The organism is Shinella granuli (assembly GCF_004341885.1).
In the GTDB taxonomy this organism is placed as follows: Bacteria; Pseudomonadota; Alphaproteobacteria; order Rhizobiales; family Rhizobiaceae; genus Shinella; species Shinella granuli.
In genome coordinates this window covers 98924-118203 of record NZ_SLVX01000010.1, presented here as the reverse complement: position 1 = coordinate 118203, position 19280 = coordinate 98924, and the positions used below count along the sequence as shown (strand labels likewise).

Sequence of the window (19280 nt, the reverse complement as noted above, 5' to 3'; positions counted from 1 at the left end):
GACCGTATCGACGCCCCGGCGCAGTTCATCGAGGCCGGCCGCGACGGATTTCTCGGCGAACTACGTCTGATAGACCAGCATGTTGAAGGGATTGTCGCATTCGGCGAGATTCTGCAGATGGGCGGATTGGTCCTGGAGCAGGCGCGACGTCGCGCCCAGCCAGTGCCGGTACATCGCCATTCCGATCTCGAAGGGCGTCAGGAGAAGCGGATCGGCCGCCATGGGGGCAAAGGCCGCAACAACCCGCTCCGCATCCGTCGCATTGACTTCAGGCATGACGAACTCCCTTTTTCCCGTTTCGACATCATTTCATTCTAGGCGATTTCGCACAATGAAACTTGATCTGTGTCAACGGAGATGGAGACTGCCCTGTATAGGGTGGCGCTCGATCCGCCATCCGGTCATGGGGTCGCAATGCGAATGCGGTTGCTTCCAGCAGTGCACATGAACCTGCCGAAGGAGACATCCATGAACAGCCCGATGAGCGAGACATTGCCTTTCCGGCACGCGGCAGGCCTGCCGCCCGTTCCGCGCATGGAGGAGCTGGGAAGCGAAGCCTTCCGCGCGATCGACCGCATGCGGGAGGCGTTCACCGGGCAGTTCAGCGCGGGCCTGTCGCCTGCCGCCTTCGCGCTTGCCCTCATGGATTGGTCGATCCATCTCGCCTCCGCGCCCGGCAAGCGGCTGGAACTCCTCGACAAGGCCAACCGCAAGGCCGTCCGCCTGCTTTGCCATCTCGCGGCAGCGGCAGCCGATCCGGATGCACCGCCCTGCATCGAGCCTCTCGCCGGAGACTACCGCTTTGCCGACCCGCGCTGGAAAAAGCCGCCGTTCAGCATCTGGGCGCAGGCCTTCCTGCTCCAGCAGCAATGGTGGCACAATGTCACGAACGAGGTGCCCGGTGTGGCGCCGCATCACCAGGATATCGTGTCCTTCGCCGCGCGCCAGATCCTCGATGTCTTCTCGCCTTCCAACCTGCCCTTCGCCAATCCGGAGGTGCTGGAAAGGACGATCCGATCCGGCGGCATGAATTTCCTCGACGGCCTGCGCAACTGGATGGAGGATGTAGGGCGCCTCGCCACCGGACAGCAGCCGGCCGGCACGGAGAATTTCGTCGTCGGCCGGGATGTCGCCGCAACGCCGGGCAAGGTGCTCTACCGCAACCACCTGATCGAGCTGATCCAGTACGCGCCGGCAGGCGAAACCGTGCTGGCCGAACCGGTGCTGATCGTGCCGGCCTGGATCATGAAATATTACATCCTCGACCTTTCGCCGCACAATTCGCTCGTGCGTTACCTGGTGGAGAAGGGCCACACCGTCTTCTGCATTTCCTGGCGCAACCCGACGGCGGCCGACCGCGACCTGACGATGGACGACTATCGCCGGCTCGGCGTGATGGCGGCGCTCGAGGCGGTCGATGCCGTCGTTCCCGGCCGCAGGGTCCATGCCGCGGGCTATTGCCTGGGCGGCACGCTGCTGTCCATCGCAGCCGCCGACATGGCACGCCGGGGTGACGACCGGCTGGCGAGCCTGACATTGCTTGCGGCGCAGACGGATTTCACGGAGCCCGGCGAACTCGCGCTCTTCATCGACCACAGCCAGTTGCATGTGCTCGAAAGCATGATGTGGAACCGCGGTTATCTCTCGGCCGACCAGATGGCAGGCGCCTTCCAGCTCCTGCGCTCGAACGACCTCGTCTGGTCGCGCATCGTGCACGAGCACATGATGGGCGAGCGCACGCCGATGATCGACCTGATGGCCTGGAACGCCGATTCCACCCGCATGCCCTACCGGATGCATGCCGAATACCTGAAACGCCTTTATCTCGGCAACGAGCTTGCCGCCGGGCGCTTCCTGGTCGACGGGCACCCTGCCGCCATCCAGAACATCCGTGTGCCGATGTTCGTGGTCGGCACCGAGCGCGATCACGTCGCGCCCTGGCGATCGGTCTACAAGATCCATTACCTCAGCAATACCGACCTCACCTTCGTCCTCACCAGCGGCGGCCACAATGCCGGCATCGTCAGCGAACCGGGCCACCCGCGCCGCCGCTACCGCATCGCCACGCGCGCGGCCGAAGGGCTATGCGTGGGCGCAGACGAATGGGCGGAAACCGCCGAGGGGCGACCGGGCTCGTGGTGGGAGGCCTGGACGAGATGGCTTGCCGCGCGTTCGGCGCCGGAGCGGGTCGCAGCACCGGCGATGGGCGCCCGCCGCAAGGGCAACAGATCGCTCGCCGATGCTCCGGGGACCTATGTTTTGCAAAGGTGAAACTCCGCTGGCCGACATTCTCCGCAACAGGACCTTCGGCGCACCTCGACCCGGCGATACCGCCTCGATCGCCCGGTTCGTCGCCCATGGCCTGTGGACGGTCGGCCTCCTGCCCGCCAAGATGGCCGGAACGCCGTATCCGATGAAAGGACTGTCCGCATGAGCCGGAAAACCCTGCTGACCTTCAACGCCGGCTCCTCCACCGTGAAGATCGGCCTGTTCGAGCTTGATGTCGCCGGTCCTGCCCGGATCGCGCGCGGCGTGATAGATTTTCGCCACGATCCGCTGACCTTGCGGGCAGGCGAGGGTGAGCAGCGGATCGAAACCACGCTGGAGGCCCGGCCGGACGAGGACCTGAGCGACATCCTCTCAGAGACCTTCGCCATCCTCGGCCGCAACTTCGACCTCGGGAAGGTCGCGCTCGTCGGGCATCGCGTCGTGCACGGCGGCGACAGGTTCGACGGTCCCGTGCGCCTCGATGCGGAAACGATCGCGGCGATCGACGCGCTGACGGCACTGGCGCCGCTCCACCAGCCGCAGAGCCTGCGCCTGATCCGGGCGATCGGCAGCGTGCTGCCGGACCTGCCGCAGGCTGCCTCCTTCGACACCGCCTTTCATCGGACGAACGACGCGCTCGTGCGCCGCTTCGCCATCCCGCGCGCCCTCCACGAGCACGGTATCAAGCGGTACGGCTTCCACGGCCTCTCCTACAAGTTCATCGCCGGTGAACTCACCCGCCTTGCGCCCGAAAGGGCCAGCGGCAGGGTCGTGGTCGCCCATCTCGGCAGCGGCGCGAGCCTGTGCGGCCTCAACGAGGGCACCAGCCGCGACACCAGCATGGGCTTTTCGACCCTCGACGGCATTCCGATGGCGACGCGATGCGGCGCACTCGATCCCGGCGTGCTGCTGCATCTCCTGGGGCCTGGGGAACGCACTCTGCGGGATGTCGAGGATCTCCTGTATCACAAGTCCGGCCTTCTCGGCGTCTCCGGCATCAGCGCCGACAGCCGCGATCTTCTCGCCAGCGATGCGCCGGAGGCGAGGGAGGCGATCGAGCTCTTCACCTTCCGCATCGCCGGCGAGATCGCCCGGCTCGCCGCCACGCTCGGCGGTCTCGACGCCGTCGTCTTCACCGCCGGCGTCGGCGAGAACCAGCCGGCGGTCCGGGCCGATGTCTGCCAGCGGCTCGGCTGGCTCGGCCTCGACCTCGATCCCGCCGCCAATGCCGCAAACGCCACCCGCATCAGCACCCCGAAAAGCCGCATCACCGCTTTCGTCATCGCTACCGACGAGGAGCAGGTGATCGCTGAGGAAACCGTCTCGATCCTGGAGGGCATCGCGAGGTGACCGCCGCCAGCAACCGCACCGTCCCGCTGCGCCAACACGACAAGGATGCTTGCCCATGACCGAAAATCCCCCTCGTCACCTTCTCCTGGCGACAGACCTCAGCGCACGCTGCGACAGGGCGCAGGACCGTGCGCTCGATCTTGCCCGGGCATGGAAGGCGAAGCTGACGATCGTGCATGCGCTCGACGTCGTCAGCATGACCGGCACGACCTCCACCATCCTCGCCGCGGCCAGGCGGCGCGCGTCCAGCCATCTCGATCGCGAGTTCGCAGATGTCGGCGATATCGCCTGGGATATCGACATCCGCGAGGGAGAGCCGGCCGACGTCATCCTCGCCGTCGCGCGCGAAAGGAATTGCGACATGATCGTCACCGGCATTGCCGGCAACGATGCGCTCGGGCACATGCTGGTCGGCGGCACGACGGCAAGCGTGGTGCGCCAGGCCGGCCTGCCGGTGCTGGTGGTGAAGAAGCGGGTGCGGCAGGCCTATCGCCGTATCGTGGTGGCCAGCGACCTTTCCGAAGCCTCCACCGGCGCGCTCGAAATGGGCGCCCTGCTCTTCCCGCCGGCCCACATCACGCTTTTCCACGCCTTCGACATGCCGTTCCGCGGTTTCCTCGACGACAAGGATGGTTCCGAGCGAGGCCGGGCGAACCTGGCGCGGGAGGATGCGAAAGCCTTCGTCGCAAGTCATCTGCCGGATGCGGGAAACGATGTCGGCATCCATGTCGCCCATGGCGATCCCGCACCCCTCCTTGCCGAATTCGCGATCAAGGAAGACATCGACCTGCTGCTTGCCGGCACCTACGGCCGGACCGGCCTTCTCGGCGCATTGATCGGCAGCGTCGCCGAGGCGCTTCTGGAAGAGGTGGAGTGCGACGTGATGATCGTTCCCGGCAGGGGCGTGCGATCCGATGGATGATCGGCGTGACGGTGTGATGGCAAAGGAGAAGCGCATGAGCGCGGTCGACATTCAATCCGGCCCGCAGGCCTGGCACGCCCGCACGAAGGAGGAGACCTGCGCAGTGCTGGCGACGGGTCTCGACGGCCTCGGCCATGACGAGGCCGGGCGCCGCCTCGGCACCCATGGCCCCAACCAGTTGCCGGCCACCGCCCGCACGCATCCGGTCCTGCGCTTCCTTGCGCAGTTCAACAACGCACTCATCTACTTCCTCCTGTCGGCCGCCATCGCCGCCATGCTGCTCGGCCATGTCATCGACGGCGTGGTCATCGTCATCGTCGTCGTGGTCAACGCCGTGGTCGGTTTCATCCAGGAGGGCAAGGCCGAGCGGGCGCTCGACGCGATCCGCGACATGATCGCCCCGCACACCGTCGTCGTGCGCGAAGGCGAACGGCATACCGTCGATGCCCGCGAGATCGTTCCGGGCGACCTCGTCGTGCTGGAGGCAGGCGACAAGGTACCCGCCGATATCCGGCTCATCAGGGCGCGCGGGCTCACCGCGGACGAGGCGATCCTGACCGGCGAATCCGTACCCGCCGAAAAGCGGGAGGAGACCGTTCCTGCCGATACCGCGCTCGGCGACCGGCTGCCGATCCTCCATTCCGGCACCCTCATCACCACCGGCCAGGGACACGGCGTCGTGGTGGCGACGGGCAGCCGCACCGAGATCGGCCGCATCTCCAACCTCATCGGCAACGTGCAGACGCTGACCACGCCGCTGCTGCGCCAGATCAACGAGTTCGGCCGGCTCTTCACCTGGTTCGCCATCGGCACGGCCGCCATCCTCTTCGTCTTCGCCGTGCTGGCGAGAAACTACGACTGGCTCGACGCGCTGATGGTGGTCGTTGCGCTCGCCGTCGGCGTCGTGCCGGAAGGATTGCCGGCCGTCATCACCATCACGCTGGCGATCGGCGTGCGCCGGATGGCGGCGCGCAACGCCGTGGTGCGCCGGCTGCCGGCCGTCGAGACACTCGGCGCGACCTCGGTGATCTGCTCCGACAAGACGGGCACGCTGACGAAGAACGAAATGACCGTGCGCCATGTGGTGACGGCCGGGGGCGTGACGGAGCTTGCCGGCGCGGGCTATGCGCCGGAGGGCAGGCTCGCTGCCCCGGACGGCGGCACGGCACGACCGGATGCCGTGCGCGATACGCTCATCCGCGCCGCCCTCCTGTGCAACGATGCGCGGCTTATCGAGCGCGACGGACAGTGGGCGGTGCTGGGCGATCCGATGGAAGGCGCGCTCGTCACCCTTGCCGCCAAGGCCGGGCTGCACCCGGAGACCGAGCGCGAGATCTGGGGGCGGCTCGACGAGATCCCGTTCGACGCCCAGCATCGTTTCATGGCGACGCTGCACGACGATCCGGACGGCACGCGCCGCATCTTCGTCAAGGGCGCGCCCGAGCGGGTGCTGGCCATGTGCACGAACCAGGCGGGCGAAAAGGCGACAGGCGCCATCGACCCGGCCTACTGGCGCCAGCGCATCGACGCGGCCGCCGCCGAGGGCGAGCGCGTGCTCGGCTTCGCGGTGGGGACCGCGCCGAAAGATGTCGCGCGGCTGACCTTCGCGATGGTCGAGACCGGCCTCACCTTCCTCGGCGTCGCGGGTTTCATCGACCCGCCGCGCGAGGAGGCAATCGCGGCGGTGGCCGAATGCCGCTCCGCCGGCATCGCCGTCAAGATGATCACCGGCGATCACAACGGCACCGCCGTCGCGATCGCCCGCAAGCTCGCCATCGCCGACGATCCGAAGGCACTCGAAGGCAGCGCGCTCGACGCCATGACGGACGAGGAGCTGCGCCGGACCGTCGAGGAGATCAGCGTCTTCGCCCGCGCCACGCCCGAGCACAAGCTGCGCATCGTGCGCGCCCTGCAGGCCAACGGCCATATCGTCGCCATGACCGGCGACGGCGTCAACGACGCACCGGCGGTTAAGCAGGCCGATGTCGGCGTCGCCATGGGCCGCAAGGGCACGGAGGCGGCCAAGGAGGCCGCCCAGATGGTGCTGCTCGACGACAACTTCGCCTCGATCGTCGCCGCCGTGCACGAGGGCCGCACGGTCTACGACAATATCCGCAAGGTGATCGGCTGGACGCTGCCCACCAATGGCGGCGAGGTGCTGTGCGTGATCTTCGCGATCCTCCTCGGCCTGACGCTGCCGATGACGCCGGTGCAGATCCTCTGGATCAACATGATCCTCACCGTGACGCTCGGCCTGGTGCTCGCCTTCGAGCCCTCGGAGCCCGGCGTCATGCGCCGCCCGCCGCGCCGGCGCGACGCACCGATCCTCTCGCGCTTCCTCGTCTGGCGCATCGCCTTCGTCTCCCTCATCTTCATGCTCGGCGTCTTCGGCATCTTCGAATATGCACTCCGCAGGGGCTATAGCGAGGACGGCGCGCGCACCATGGTGGTCAACATGCTGGTGGTGATGGAGATCTTCTATCTGTTCAACGTGCGCTACCTGCACCGCACGTCGTTCAGCCTGATCGGCGCTATGGGCACGCCGGCCGTTCTTGCAGCCATCGCGGTCGTGGTGGCCGCGCAGCTCCTCTTCACCTTCGCCCCGTTCATGCACGCGCTCTTCGACAGCGCGCCGGTCGCCTTGCCGGATGGGCTGCTGATCCTCGCGGTCGGTTTGGTGACGATGGTGGTGCTGGAGCTTGAAAAGACCCTTATGCGAAAAGTCTCGCCGGCGGCGTCCTGGAATGCCTGAAACGGCGGGAAAGGTCCCGCAGGACAGGCCGGCTTCCCGCGTTACCGGAGCGCCCGCAATGCATTGAGGATCACGGCCACGTCGATCGCCTCCTGAAGGATCGCGCCCTCGAGAGGCTGCAGATATCCGCACGCCGCCACGACCATCGCGCCGATCGAAAGCGCAAGGCCCACCGATACGCTCTGGAGCGCGATCCGATGGCTTCGGCGCGCGATGGCAATCGCCTTGACCAGCGGAGCGAGCTCATCGACAAGAAGCACGATGCCAGCGGCCTCCGACGACGAGGCCGTGCCGCGCGCGCCCATGGCAACGCCGATATCGGCCGCGGCGAGCGCCGGCGCATCGTTGACGCCATCGCCCACCATCATCACGGGGCCGTCGCGCGCCTCCGCCCGGACGGCGGCCACCTTGGCTTCGGGCGTCAGGTCGCCCAGGACGGCATCCATGCCAAGCGCCCTGCCCACAGCCTGCGCGATCTCCACGCGATCTCCCGACGCCAGCACGAGCCTCCGGATGCCGGCAGCCCGAAGGTCGTTCAGAACCGACACCGCGTCCGCGCGGATCTGGTCCTTCAGAACGATCATGCCCGCCAGCACGCCATCGATGGCGACGGCAACGGTCATGGAGGCTCGCATCTCGGGCGATATCAGGGCGTGCGGATCATCACAGCCGGATGTGCGCTGCACGAAACCGCTCCCGCCGACCACGACCCTTCTTCCGTCCACGCACCCTTCAATGCCTGTCCCTGGCGTTTCCTGCACGCTTTCCGGCTTCGACAGGGGCAGGCCCCTTTCGGTTGCAACATGAACCAGCGCGGCGGCGACGACATGCCCGGAAGCCTGATCGAGGCTCGCGGCCGCCTGCAGAACCGTTTCCGCCGCGAAAGCCGGCGTCGTCCTGATATCCATCACCGCAGCCTGGCCATGGGTCAGCGTGCCGGTCTTGTCGAGAACCGCCGTCCGCACGCGTGCCAGCATTTCGAGCATGCCGCCGTTCTTCACGAGGACGCCGATCGCTGCTGCTCGCGACATTCCGGAAATGATGGCGACAGGAACCGCAAGGATGAGAGGACAGGGCGTCGCGACAACAAGGACGGCGAGCGCCCGGATCGGATCTTCCGACAAATACCAGGCGAGGCCCGCAATGCCGATGGTCAAAAGCAGAAAGCCCATCGCAAAGCGATCCGCCATGCGGACCATGGGCGCCTTGATGGCTTGCGCGGCCTCGACCAGGCGCACGACCCCCGCATAGGTGCTTTCGGCGGCACTCCGGCTCGCGACGAGGTCGAAGGCCGCTCCCATGCTGGTGGAGCCGCTCAGGGCCTCACCGCCCGGCGGAACGGACCGCGGCAAGGACTCTCCCGTCAATGCCGCCATATCGAGCGCCGCCGCATCGCCGGACACGACCCCGTCCACCGGGAGCACCTCACCTTGCCGGACAAGCAGCCGGTCGCCCGGCCGTATCTGCGAGATCGCGACCTCTTCGAGCCCCGATGAACCGTAGCGCATGGCAGAATGCGAAACGCGGCCCATCAGGGCCGTCATCTCCCGGCGCGCTCGCCCTTCGGCAAAGGCTTCGAGCAACTGGCCGCCGGCATACATCACGCCGACGACGTTTCCCGCAAGCGGTTCGTTGAATGCAATCGCCGCAGACATGGAAAGTGCCGCGACGATATCGAGCCCGATATCGCCCCGACGCAGCGCCCCGGCAACCTGGACGAACAGGCTGGCAAGCACCACCAGCGTCGCGATGGTCCAGACCAAACCGGCATATCGGGCGGCCTGCCACGACAAGACCAGCCCGATCAAAAGCCCTCCGGCTGCGACCGCGACCAGTATCATGCTGGAATGCCGCGGCCAGTAGCCCTGGTTCGCTTGGGGCACGTTCCCTTCTCCCATCGGCAGAATACCGGATGAATAGGCCGCAAACGACCATGCCCACCTTGCGCAAGATCAATTCCAAAGGCCACAACTCGTCTACAGTGGCTTTTCACAGCCCATGGCCGCGCACCGGCCTGTGGGATCAATCCAGATGGCGCGGGCGATGGACACACTCATAGCCAGACTTGGCATTGCCCTTTCGATCGGCCTTCTGGTCGGGCTCGAGCGCGGCTGGCAGGAACGCCGGGCGCCCGCGGGCAGCAGAACCGCCGGCATGCGCACATTCGGGATATCGGGGCTTCTCGGCGGCGTGCTGGCCGCCGTCGCGGCATCCCTCCACTATCCGATGGTGTTTCCGATCGGTTTCCTCGGCTTCGCCGTCACGCTGGGCGTGTTCAAGCTGCGCGAGGCGCAATCGGATTCGGACTACAGCGTCACCACCGTCATGGCAGGCCTTGGCGTTTTCGCTCTCGGCGGGCTGGCTGTGGCCGGGGACGCCCAGGCGGCGGCAGCCGGAGGGGCGGCTCTTGCGGCCACGCTTGCAAGCCGGGACGTCCTGCACGGTTTCCTGAAGCGCCTGACCTGGGTGGAACTGCGCTCTGCAATGATGCTGGCCGTCATGACGGCCGTGATCCTGCCGATCCTGCCGGACGAGACCATCGACCCCTGGGGAGGCCTCAATCCAAGAAAGGTATGGCTCTTCACCGTCCTGACCGCGAGCCTCTCGTTCCTCGGCTATATCGCCGTCAGGATGTTCGGGGCAAGGAAGGGCTTCGTCCTGAGTGCGATTGCCGGTTCCCTGGTATCGTCGACCGCCGTCACCATGGTTCTGGCGCGAACCGCCAAACTGTCCGTCGATCCGCTTCCGCTCGCCGGCGCCGCAGCGCTGGGTGCAGCCGTATCCATCACGCGCGTGATAGGGCTGATCCTGCTGATCGACCCGACCGCGATCATTCTTGTCGGCCCGGCGGCCGCCACGGCCGCAGTCATATTCTCCGCATGCGGGCTCGCGATGTTCTACTGGCCGCAGAACAAGCCCTTCGCGGACGTACCGGCCAGCAACCCGTTCGAAATCGGTCCACTCCTGATCTTCGCGACGATTTTCGCGGTGGCCGGCATTACGAGCGCTGTTCTGGTCTCGCAGTTCGGCAGCTCCGGTCTTTTGGCTACGACGGCATTGACAGGCACGGTCGATGTGGACGTCGCCGTGCTGACCGCTCTGCAAATGGGCAGGGATGTGCTGCCGCTCGACGTGATCGCAAAGGCGATCCTGGCAGCCATGGCGACGAATGCCCTGTGCCGCGCGGGAATCGCAGCCGTGCTCGCACCCGCCTCCTTCAGCCTGCCGCTTGCCGCCATCACGCTCGTCGCCGGCACGGCGGCCTATGCCGCCTACGCCCTGCCGCTGGCTTGACAGCAGCCCACCTTACCATCCTTGAGTCACGAAGCGAGGATCAGCCTATCCGGAGGCCACGGGACCGCCGCCCTCGGCAACTCCGGACAGGCTGCCTGGACGGCACGGCAAACGGCCACAGATTGATAGGATCGCCCCGGCGCTGGACAGATGGCCGAGGCGCTTCGATCCTTACCGCGCCATAAAGACGGGTATGTCGCAATTCTCGAGGATCGACGCGGTGACGCCGCCGAACACGCGCTCGCGCAGGCGCGAATGGCCGTAGGCTCCCATGACGATCATATCGCAGCCGAGTTCGAGCGCATGCTGCCGGATCACCTCCTCCGTCGCCCGATCCCCGCTTGCCAGCTGTTCGACGACGACTTTTGCGCCATGACGGGACAAGTACGCCGCCATGTCTGCGCCCGGTTCTCCGCCGTTCCCAAAATAGGATGTGTCCGGATCGACAACGGTGAGGTGAACCGCATCGGCCCCTGCAAGCATCTCGATTGCGGCCTTCGCTGCGCTGGCGGCCTGCGGACGCGAGTTCCAAGCCAGAAGGACATTTTTCGGCCTGAGGCTGACGCGACCCGTTTTCGGCATCAGGAGGAGCGGCGTGCCGGAATTGAAAGCCGTGGCCGCGACGGCTGCCTTGCGCAAGTCGGTATCCGAACGGATACCCTCCCCGGCGACGACGACGTCGGCATACATCGCGCGCATGCCGATGTTGCTTTCGATGATGAACCGGTCATCGTAGATATGGTCGATGTCGAACGGCAGCCTACCTTTCCGGCAACGGTCGTCGGCCAGGCGCCGGACGTCTATCAATCCATCGATCTCCTTTTGACGTTCGTTCAGCCAAGCCGCGGCGGCCGGATAATCCGCACCGAACGGTGATATCGCGGTTCGCAGCGCCACCACGGACAGATGCCCCTCCAGCTCCGCCGTCAAGGTCGCGGCCTTGTCGATATCCGCTTCGGCGTTTGTCGTGCCGATGAGCGAGAGTATGGTCTTGAAAGACATTTTCGAACTCCTTCGCCTGAATGGTTGCCCAACGAAGAAGAGCCTAGCCTCCAATTCGGCCGCGCCGCGATGATCTGCGTCAAAACCACTGCGCGAGATCTGAAAACTGCTTACCGAGGATTGAAGGCCCGATTCAGCCCATGTGCGCTTTCAAATAAAACTGGATAAAAATCCGCACCACCTATGAGATGATTAAAACAATGGATAAGATTGCCTTATCGCTCGTTTTGCGCACTATAGAGCAATGGACCGTTTTCCCGCTGAAAACAGCGACGGGACCCTCGTTCGGCGATCAGCCCGTCGTGCAAATTCCGCAGGTGATCGATGAGATATATCTGTTTGCGTTCCTTACCTTGCGTCCTTCCCGCGCATCGCTGGCTCTCGGCAAGCGAGCTGTTTTCACTTCAAAATCGCCCAGTTCGAGACGTGGCCCCGGATCGCGGAAGTCCACCGTTTCCCCTGCATCCTGCGGGATGACGCCCGACTGGATCGGCTCAACCTTTAGGAGCTGACACGCCCCGCCAGAGAAGCACACCGGAGCCGGCGGTTCCTTGGCCGATATCGATGATGCACCTCTTCCCGGCTTGACGGACCCCAAAGGCAGCTTCGAAGTATGCCGTCATGCTTCCGGCGGCCGCCTCGGATTTTTCGAAAAGCGCCACAGCCCTCGGGATTCCACAAGTCCAGCGCTCAGCCCGTACGCCTTTCCGCTGCGCCGTTTGCCCTAAGCGCCGCCATCAGCATCGGGCCGAGGCCGAATTCGCCGCGTGCGGCCTTTCGCGTGAGATCGCGCAGGTAGCCGCCGGGGGAATTGATGTGCCCTGCCCGCTCAAGGATGCAGGCCATCGCGACGGCCGCATTTTCAGGTCCCATGGTTTCGCAGGCCTCCTGGTAGGCCGAAGGGCTGACGCCCAGCATCGAACGTACCGTCACAGCAGCCGACAACAGGTCCCGCCAATGCGTGATGCGGCCCTCCGGCGCATAGTCGCGAATTTCGGGGCAAGCCTTCAGCACCATGGCAAGGGGAAACGCCTTGGGCGGCTCTGCAAGTCGCCGCATTTCCGGTCTCGGCATCGCGCCCTGCTCTTTGTCAGAGCGAGGTTTAAATTCATGGGTGGAATCGGGTTTTGAATTCTGTATGTGCTGTCCATTCTGGACAGCATTGCCATCTGTTTTTTCTGTTTTTAGCTGCATTTCCAGACGGTTGACGATTTCCTCACGCAACAGCTGCATTTCTTCCAGTACGGCATCGACCTGATCTTGCCGCGGCAGACGCGGAAGGCGCGCAATCAGAGCGAGGTAAAGGTCCTCGATCGCGGCCCAATCGCCATCGGCCCCCTCCTCCATCGCCGCCGAAACCAGCTTGCGCACGTCGCGCCGGCACAGCGTCAAAGCCTCCTTGGCGCGCTTGAAACGCAGCTTCTCCTCGGCCACCTGCTGTGCGAGCCCCGCCAGTTCGGCCGCACGGGCAACGAGTGGCGCCAGGCTGAAACCGAAAGCCTCCTCGATCTCCCCTCCCCGGTTGCGATGTGCGTACCGCTTGCCGTTCGGGCTGTCGCGACGCTGGACCAGCCCCGCATCGACCAGGGCCGCCAGATGGCGCCGCAGCGTCGTTCCGGCAATGCCATGCGCGCGGATCGCCAATTGGGCGTTCGAGGGAAAGACCACCAGGCCGCGCTCGTCGGAAAGATCAGCTTCAGGATAAAAGCTCAACAGGGCATGAAGCACCGCCAGCGCACGGTCCTGAAGCCCGAAAACTTCCTTGACCTCACAGATATCCCGAAAGACCTTCCACTTGTCGACCGCCTTGCTCGGGTTGCGGTCGGCCGTCTCCAGCTGGCCTTTCACCAGGGCAAGCGTCATCGGCCGCCGCCCGAAGGGCGTCGTCACATTTGCATTTCGCATTTTCCTTCACCTCTCTTCAGGCAAAAGAAATCCGCTCACCAAAACGGTGCCAAAGACTCTTGACTAGGATTCGTGGAAATGCGATTCTCGATCTTGCTAGAAATCAGGAGAAGGCTTCCACGGCTTTGGTCGTTCGGGGGCCTTTTTCTTTTACGGTTCAAGCTCCTCGTTTTCCTTCAGGAATTCCTCGTAGAGCCGGTCCAGCCGCTTCTCGACGAAAGCACCGAACTTCGGCACGGCAGCCTTGTTGAAATTCAAGGTGAGCTGGCTCTCGGTCTCCGTGACCTTCACCGCCCTTGCGCCGTCCGCGCGCCACTCCCCGCTCCTGGGCTTCGGCTTTGTCGCCCGCAGCTGTTCGAAGAGGTGCTCGAAGCGGCCATCGGAAGACAGCGCCTTGAAGGCATCGGCATGAATGAGTTTCAGCGCCCTGGCTTTCTTCAGGGCGTTGTCGAGCAGGTCGGCCACCTCGGCCCATCGCGTGCGGCCAAAACTCGGCGCCGGGCCGATCGCCTCGATCAGCGCATCGGGAAGTCGGCTCGCCAGGGCGATCATCCGCGACAGGGCGGCCTTGTCCACGCCGAGCGACGACATGATGATGTCGCGTGAAAAGCCTCGCCGCTCGAGGCGAAGGGCAAAGAACGTCCGCTCGATATAGGAAAGATCGGTGCGTGCGTTGTTCTCCTGGCCCTGGCTGACGACCAGCTGCTCATCCGTGAGCGGCCGGATGACCGCCTTGATCGGTCCACCGATCTTGCGGATGGCGGCAAGCCGCCGATGGCCGTAGGCAACCTGGTAGCGGCCCTCGGCATCCGGATGGGGCCGGACCAGAATCGGGACCTGCTGACCGTGTTCACGGATCTGCCCGACAAGACTGTTGAGGCTTTCGGGATCGATCCCGAGCCTGTCCGGCACGAAAGAGCTGTCTATGAGGGACGGATCCAGCTCGACGACGGTCTGGCCATGGGCGAGCTGCTTTTCGAGGTCGGCCGCGCGCTGCGCCTTTTCCGAAATGCTGCCCAGGGATTGCGAGAAGGCACCGACCGGACCGGAGCGCCGCAGGGGCCGATCGAGATTGGCCAGCGGGCGGACGTCGGTCAGCGAGCCGGTTTCGGCGCTGGCGCCCGCCGGTGCATCGGTATCCGCGCCGAAGATGTTCTTTCTGGCCATCGCTTACTTCCGCCCCCAGGTCTGCTTGACGAGCTCTTCGATCTCCGTGTTCACCGCGGTCAGGGATTCGAGGGCGCGATCATAGGTTCCGCGCGTGAACTGCGCCCGGTCGATCTCGTAGAGGGTCTGCTTGGTCAGCCCGGCATCGGAAATCGCCGTCGACTTCAGCATCGCGTTGGAAAGAACGCGGTTGCCGAAAATCGAACGCATGAAGCCGGCCATCTGAGCCTGCGGCCCGTCATTCGGCTCGAAGCGGGTGACCAGATACCGCATCCAGTCGTAGTTCATCGCGCCGCCGGCATTCTCCACGACCTGCAGCAGGTCGCCGGTCATCTGCAGGAACTGGCTCATCGACATGACGTCGAGCATCTGCGGATGGACGGTGATCAGCACGGCGGTCGCGGCGCAGAGGGCGGACAGGGTAAGGAAGCCGAGCTGCGGCGGGCAGTCGATCACCACGACGTCGTAGGCGCTCTCGATATCCGCAAGGCATTCGCCGATGCGCGCGAAGAACATGGAGTTGGTATCGGTGCGCGCCATCAGCGCCTTCGGCGTCTCATGCTCGAATTCCATGAGCTCGAGATTGCCGGGAATGATATGGAGGTTGGGCGTGTAGGTCGCCCGGACGATCTCGGTCACGTCGCGGCGGGCGTCGTCATACCGGATGGCGCCATAGAGCGTCTCGTTGTCGCCGACATCCAGTTCCGGCTGGTGGCCGAACAGGGCCGACAGCGACGCCTGCGGATCGAGGTCGATCGCCAGCGTGCGATAGCCGCGAAGGGCGAGGAACTGTGCGAGATGGGCGGAGGTCGTGGTCTTGCCGCTGCCGCCCTTGAAGTTCATCACGGAGATGACCTGCAGCTTTTCGCCATCGCGCCGATGCCGGATATATTTGCGCGGCCCCTTCCCGCCTTCGTCGAGAAGCTTGCGCAAGGCCTCGATATCGTCGACGGAATAGGTGCGGCGCCCATTGGGGGACGGCTCCGGCCCATGGCCTTCTGCCACGATCTGGCGCAGATAGCCCTGGTGGATTCCGATGAACTCGGCAGCCTCGGCCGAGGAGAAATGCCGGATGCTCTTCCTGGCGGTCGGCGGAAAGCTCCGCTGCTGATGGGCCTGGAGCTGGCGCATCAGTTCCTCTGCGTCAGAGACGATCAGCGAACGCAGATTTCCGCTCTGGTCGGTCGCGGCTTGTTTCAACATCGTGGCCTCGGATTTAACTTCTGCGCTTTTTCCCCGAAATTCGATGAATAAGCGCTGATGAAGCTAGTCCGATTCCCCGAGTCGGGCAAACCCTTTTTGGAAAGGGCGGCGGCGGCGCCCACAGGCTTCAAATTGTACATGTACAACCGCGTCGGCCGGCCTTGCACTTTTGCCTTGCTGGCCGAACCTCACATCCGCAAATGCCCGCTCACGGCGTCGACTCACCGGCACATGCCGGAGCCTCTCGGTTGTACATGTACAACACCCGTCTACAATACCCGCCAACCCAATCGAAGCAGGCCGGCGGGCCACGTTGCAGCCGGGCTGCGACGCGGCCCATTCTTTACGCGATCAGGGCGCCTTGAACGATCCTGTGTCGAGGAACGTCTCGATCGTCTCGCGCCACGGGGCGATGTCGATGCCGTTTTTCGCCAGCCAGTCCGGATTGAAATAGGTGCTGGAATAGCGATCGCCGCTGTCGCAGATGAGGGTGACGAGGGAACCTTCGCGCCCTTCCCTCATCAGGCTGTCGGCGATGGAGAGCAGGCCGAAGAAGTTCGTGCCAGTCGAGGCGCCCACCCGGCGGAACAGCCGGTCGGAGAGAACATGCGCGGCGGCGATGGAGGCGGCATCCGGCACCTTGATCATTTGGTCGATGACCGTGGGGATGAAGGACGGTTCGACGCGCGGCCGCCCGACCCCTTCGATGCGCGACGGCGCGGTGCAGGTCGCCTGCATGTCGCTCGCCTTCCAGGCGTCGTAGAACACCGAATGTTCGACGTCCGTCACGCAAAGCCGCGTCGAGAGGTTGCGGTAGCGGATATAGCGGCCGATCGTCGCCGACGTGCCGCCGGTTCCAGCGCCCATGATCACCCAGCTCGGAACCGGATGGGCTTCCCGCTCCATCTGGCCGAAGATGCTCTCGGCGATGTTGTTGTTGCCCCGCCAGTCGGTGGCCCGTTCGGCATTGGTGAACTGGTCGAGATAGTGGCCGCCGGTCTCCGCCGCGATGCGTGCTGCGGTTTCATAGACCTCCGACGGGCTGTCGACGAAGGCGCAGCGGCCGCCGAAACGTTCGATGACGTCGATCTTCGTCCGGCTGGTGCTGCGCGGCATGACGGCAATGAACGGAAGTTCGAGCAGATTGGCGAAATAGGCCTCGGACACCGCGGTCGAGCCCGACGAGGCCTCGACCAGTGTTGTGCCCTTGCTGATCCTCCCGTTGCAGATGCCGTAGAGGAACAGCGAGCGGGCGAGCCGATGCTTCAGGCTTCCGGTCGGGTGCGTGCTCTCATCCTTGAGATAGATGGCGATGCCCTTCAACCCCTTGAACACCGGATTGACCAGATGCGTATCCGCCGAACGGCGGGCATCGCCCTCCAGGATGCCGATCGCATTGCGTGCCCAGGCCCGGTCGGCACAGTCGAGAGAGGGGACGGCTTCCGTCTGGAACCGCGTCGAATTCGTGTTCATGTGTCAATCCTTCGCAAGGCGTTGTCCGCGTCGATCATTCCCGCACGAAGCTGGAATCATGCAGGCGGCTCGGACGGGGTAGGGGAACGAAGTGCTTGTCAGCACGCTCTTCCCGGTCCGGAAGAACGGCAGGTATCCTTCAGATCCGCGCCCGTCTTGATAGCAAAAGTTCATCGGCGCGCAAAACACTTCGCAGCAGGGCATTCGCGCCGTCGGCGCATTGCTGCGGAGAGGAGAATTCACGCGCATTGTGCGACAGCCCATCACGCGAGGGTATGAAAACCATAGCCGTGGGCATCTGGCCGGCAAGATGTGCCGCGTCATGGCCCGCACCCGACACGATGTCCATCGCCGGGAGGGCAATATCCGCCGCGGCTTGTGCGACCAGCCCGCGCAACCCCGTATCGAAGGCGACCGGAGCCTTGCGCCATACGGCGGAGACCGCCGCCCCGGGCACCTGCCGGTTCACCTCGTCCCGGATACCCGCCTCCATCGCCATAAGACCCGCTTCGTCCGGGTGACGCAGGTCCACTTCGAGGCAGACCTCGCCCGGAACGACATTTCGGGAATTCGGGGCAACATGGACATATCCCACCGTGCCGACGCCCGGGGAATGCTTCAGGGCGACGGCCTCGACAACCTGGATGACCTTCGCGGCCGAAACCAGCGCATCCTGGCGCAACGTCATCGGAAAGGCCCCCGCATGCGCCTCCGTACCCTTGATGCGGATGTCCAGCCAGCGGAGCCCCTGCACACCCGTAACGATGCCGATGGCGCGTCCGGCCGCTTCCAGCACGGGTCCCTGCTCGATATGCAATTCCAGATAAGCCGCCATCGGCAAATGCCCGGGCGGATGCTCGCCCCTGTAGCCGATCGCCTCCAGCGCCTCTCCCACCGAGATACCATCCTTGTCGGTACGGGCGGACATGGCGTCAAGCGCATGGACGCCGCAGAACACCCCGGACCCCATCATGGCGGGGGCGAAGCGGGAGCCCTCCTCATTGGTCCAGTTGACCACGGTGAAAGGATGCACCAGCCGCCGGCCGGATGCACGTAGGATGCGCAGGATTTCGACACCGGCCAGCACGCCGAGAATGCCATCGAAGCGACCGCCGGCCGGCTGGGTGTCGAGATGGCTTCCGACGGCAATGGAGGGGAGACAAGGATCCGTACCGGGATAGGTGGCGAACATGTTGCCGATGCGATCGACCTCGACCGTACAGCCAAGCGCCCGGCATTCCGCTTCGAACCAGCGGCGCACGTCGCCATCGGCCACGCTGCCGGCAAGGCGGTTCATGCCGGTCTCGCCGGCGGCGCCAAAGCGCGCGGTCGCGAGGATATCGGACCATAGCCGCTCCGCATCGACGAGAAGCGAGGGCAGGGCGGCGGGTGACGGGATGGCGTTCATTCTCCCTGCCCCTGCACATCCGCGTGGAAACGGTATTTGAAGTCGCAGTGGGAGGCTCCCTCCATCACCGTCTGGCTGCGCTCCAGCGTGATGCGCGGATCATAGCCCGTGCAGAAGACACCATCCCGGTTGCACGAAAGGAGGTGTCCGATATGGCCGAGGCCCATTTCCCGATAGGTCTCTGCGTAGCGACAGCGCTTGACGTTATAGTGGAATTCCGCATCGGTCGCCTTCGTGACCTCGATCACCAGGGCATCATCCTGCGTCCAGAGATCCTGCAGTTCCTGGAAGGTGCGCAGCGTCGTGCCGCCGGGGGTCTTCGCGGCGAAGGCCTGCCCGGCCTTGATCGCGGCCTGCCGGATGGCGGCATCGAGAATGGCCTCCGCCTTTTCCACGCCAATCTGCCGGCACATTTCCTCATAGATCGGCGCGATGATGCCGGCCTCGATCTTGCGCCGGGCGAGGATGCCGATCTCGCCGTCCATGGCGGCCCGGGAATCGATGCTTTCGCTTGTCGTCATCATGGTGATCCTTCT

At 64.9% G+C, this 19280-nt stretch carries 15 protein-coding genes; 6 read left to right on the top strand and 9 right to left on the bottom strand.

Going from position 1 to position 19280, the window contains the following annotated elements; genetic code table 11:
* Window positions 1-60: 60 nt before the first annotated feature.
* Window positions 61-276 (bottom strand): hypothetical protein, encoded by a 216-nt coding sequence (locus tag EV665_RS17195; RefSeq protein WP_133035045.1) that lies wholly within the window; start codon window positions 274-276, stop codon window positions 61-63.
* 258 nt (window positions 277-534) lie between these two features.
* Between EV665_RS17195 and EV665_RS17190 the strand changes: the two genes are divergently transcribed.
* The 4 genes from EV665_RS17190 to EV665_RS17175 all read left to right on the top strand — a co-directional run bounded on the left by EV665_RS17190 (window position 535) and on the right by EV665_RS17175 (window position 7292).
* The gene (locus tag EV665_RS17190; RefSeq protein ID WP_281048253.1) at window positions 535-2271 is read left to right on the top strand and encodes a PHA/PHB synthase family protein; all 1737 of its coding nucleotides are present in this window, start codon (window positions 535-537) and stop codon (window positions 2269-2271) included.
* 159 nt (window positions 2272-2430) lie between these two features.
* Complete coding sequence (locus EV665_RS17185; protein ID WP_133035043.1) at window positions 2431-3618, top strand: acetate/propionate family kinase; 1188 nt, start codon at window positions 2431-2433, stop codon at window positions 3616-3618.
* 55 nt (window positions 3619-3673) lie between these two features.
* A complete protein-coding gene (locus EV665_RS17180) occupies window positions 3674-4540 on the top strand; it encodes a universal stress protein (RefSeq protein WP_133035042.1) in 867 nt (288 codons plus the stop codon).
* Window positions 4541-4574: 34 nt separating this feature from the next.
* On the top strand, window positions 4575-7292 hold the full coding sequence (locus EV665_RS17175; protein WP_133035041.1) for a cation-transporting P-type ATPase: 2718 nt from the start codon (window positions 4575-4577) through the stop codon (window positions 7290-7292).
* A 41-nt stretch (window positions 7293-7333) separates the two neighbouring features.
* Here EV665_RS17175 and EV665_RS17170 read toward each other — a convergent pair whose 3' ends face one another.
* Entirely contained in the window at window positions 7334-9133 is a 1800-nt protein-coding gene (locus EV665_RS17170) for a heavy metal translocating P-type ATPase (RefSeq protein WP_133035040.1), read from the bottom strand.
* A gap of 202 nt (window positions 9134-9335) precedes the next feature.
* Here EV665_RS17170 and EV665_RS17165 point away from each other — a divergent pair, with 202 nt between their 5' ends.
* Complete coding sequence (locus EV665_RS17165) at window positions 9336-10586, top strand: MgtC/SapB family protein (RefSeq protein WP_133035039.1); 1251 nt, start codon at window positions 9336-9338, stop codon at window positions 10584-10586.
* Window positions 10587-10757: 171 nt separating this feature from the next.
* Here the strand turns inward: EV665_RS17165 and EV665_RS17160 are convergent, their stop codons facing one another.
* Window positions 10758-11588 (bottom strand): universal stress protein, encoded by an 831-nt coding sequence (locus EV665_RS17160; RefSeq protein WP_133035038.1) that lies wholly within the window; start codon window positions 11586-11588, stop codon window positions 10758-10760.
* A 200-nt stretch (window positions 11589-11788) separates the two neighbouring features.
* On the opposite strand from EV665_RS17160, the gene EV665_RS17155 reads away from it, so the two are divergent.
* On the top strand, window positions 11789-12100 hold the full coding sequence (locus EV665_RS17155) for a hypothetical protein (protein WP_133035037.1): 312 nt from the start codon (window positions 11789-11791) through the stop codon (window positions 12098-12100).
* Window positions 12101-12278: 178 nt separating this feature from the next.
* Here the strand turns inward: EV665_RS17155 and repC are convergent, their stop codons facing one another.
* The 6 genes from repC to EV665_RS17125 all read right to left on the bottom strand — a co-directional run bounded on the left by repC (window position 12279) and on the right by EV665_RS17125 (window position 19268).
* On the bottom strand, window positions 12279-13493 hold the full coding sequence (gene repC / locus EV665_RS17150; RefSeq protein WP_133035036.1) for a plasmid replication protein RepC: 1215 nt from the start codon (window positions 13491-13493) through the stop codon (window positions 12279-12281).
* A 150-nt stretch (window positions 13494-13643) separates the two neighbouring features.
* The gene (gene repB, locus EV665_RS17145; protein ID WP_133035035.1) at window positions 13644-14660 is read right to left on the bottom strand and encodes a plasmid partitioning protein RepB; all 1017 of its coding nucleotides are present in this window, start codon (window positions 14658-14660) and stop codon (window positions 13644-13646) included.
* 3 nt (window positions 14661-14663) lie between these two features.
* Complete coding sequence (repA, locus tag EV665_RS17140; protein ID WP_064334206.1) at window positions 14664-15863, bottom strand: plasmid partitioning protein RepA; 1200 nt, start codon at window positions 15861-15863, stop codon at window positions 14664-14666.
* Window positions 15864-16214: 351 nt separating this feature from the next.
* Window positions 16215-17336, bottom strand: a complete 1122-nt coding sequence (locus EV665_RS17135; RefSeq protein ID WP_133035034.1) for a PLP-dependent cysteine synthase family protein — start codon at window positions 17334-17336, stop codon at window positions 16215-16217.
* 139 nt (window positions 17337-17475) lie between these two features.
* On the bottom strand, window positions 17476-18744 hold the full coding sequence (locus tag EV665_RS17130; protein WP_133035033.1) for a M20 family metallo-hydrolase: 1269 nt from the start codon (window positions 18742-18744) through the stop codon (window positions 17476-17478).
* Complete coding sequence (locus tag EV665_RS17125) at window positions 18741-19268, bottom strand: L-2-amino-thiazoline-4-carboxylic acid hydrolase (protein WP_133035032.1); 528 nt, start codon at window positions 19266-19268, stop codon at window positions 18741-18743. Before EV665_RS17125 ends, EV665_RS17130 begins: the two co-directional genes overlap by 4 nt.
* Window positions 19269-19280 lie beyond the last annotated feature (12 nt).

What these genes read in the sequence shown, in the direction of transcription:
- EV665_RS17160 (WP_133035038.1), bottom strand. Translation starts at nt 11,588, where the DNA reads ATGTCTTTCAAGACCATACTCTCGCTCATCGGCACGACAAACGCCGAA.
- repB (WP_133035035.1), bottom strand. Translation starts at nt 14,660, where the DNA reads ATGGCCAGAAAGAACATCTTCGGCGCGGATACCGATGCACCGGCGGGC.
- EV665_RS17170 (WP_133035040.1), bottom strand. Translation starts at nt 9,133, where the DNA reads ATGATACTGGTCGCGGTCGCAGCCGGAGGGCTTTTGATCGGGCTGGTC.
- repC (WP_133035036.1), bottom strand. Translation starts at nt 13,493, where the DNA reads ATGCGAAATGCAAATGTGACGACGCCCTTCGGGCGGCGGCCGATGACG.
- EV665_RS17195 (WP_133035045.1), bottom strand. Translation starts at nt 276, where the DNA reads ATGCCTGAAGTCAATGCGACGGATGCGGAGCGGGTTGTTGCGGCCTTT.
- repA (WP_064334206.1), bottom strand. Translation starts at nt 15,863, where the DNA reads ATGTTGAAACAAGCCGCGACCGACCAGAGCGGAAATCTGCGTTCGCTG.
- EV665_RS17165 (WP_133035039.1), top strand. Translation starts at nt 9,336, where the DNA reads ATGGACACACTCATAGCCAGACTTGGCATTGCCCTTTCGATCGGCCTT.
- EV665_RS17180 (WP_133035042.1), top strand. Translation starts at nt 3,674, where the DNA reads ATGACCGAAAATCCCCCTCGTCACCTTCTCCTGGCGACAGACCTCAGC.
- EV665_RS17125 (WP_133035032.1), bottom strand. Translation starts at nt 19,268, where the DNA reads ATGATGACGACAAGCGAAAGCATCGATTCCCGGGCCGCCATGGACGGC.
- EV665_RS17135 (WP_133035034.1), bottom strand. Translation starts at nt 17,336, where the DNA reads ATGAACACGAATTCGACGCGGTTCCAGACGGAAGCCGTCCCCTCTCTC.
- EV665_RS17190 (WP_281048253.1), top strand. Translation starts at nt 535, where the DNA reads ATGGAGGAGCTGGGAAGCGAAGCCTTCCGCGCGATCGACCGCATGCGG.
- EV665_RS17155 (WP_133035037.1), top strand. Translation starts at nt 11,789, where the DNA reads ATGGATAAGATTGCCTTATCGCTCGTTTTGCGCACTATAGAGCAATGG.
- EV665_RS17175 (WP_133035041.1), top strand. Translation starts at nt 4,575, where the DNA reads ATGAGCGCGGTCGACATTCAATCCGGCCCGCAGGCCTGGCACGCCCGC.
- EV665_RS17130 (WP_133035033.1), bottom strand. Translation starts at nt 18,744, where the DNA reads ATGAACGCCATCCCGTCACCCGCCGCCCTGCCCTCGCTTCTCGTCGAT.
- EV665_RS17185 (WP_133035043.1), top strand. Translation starts at nt 2,431, where the DNA reads ATGAGCCGGAAAACCCTGCTGACCTTCAACGCCGGCTCCTCCACCGTG.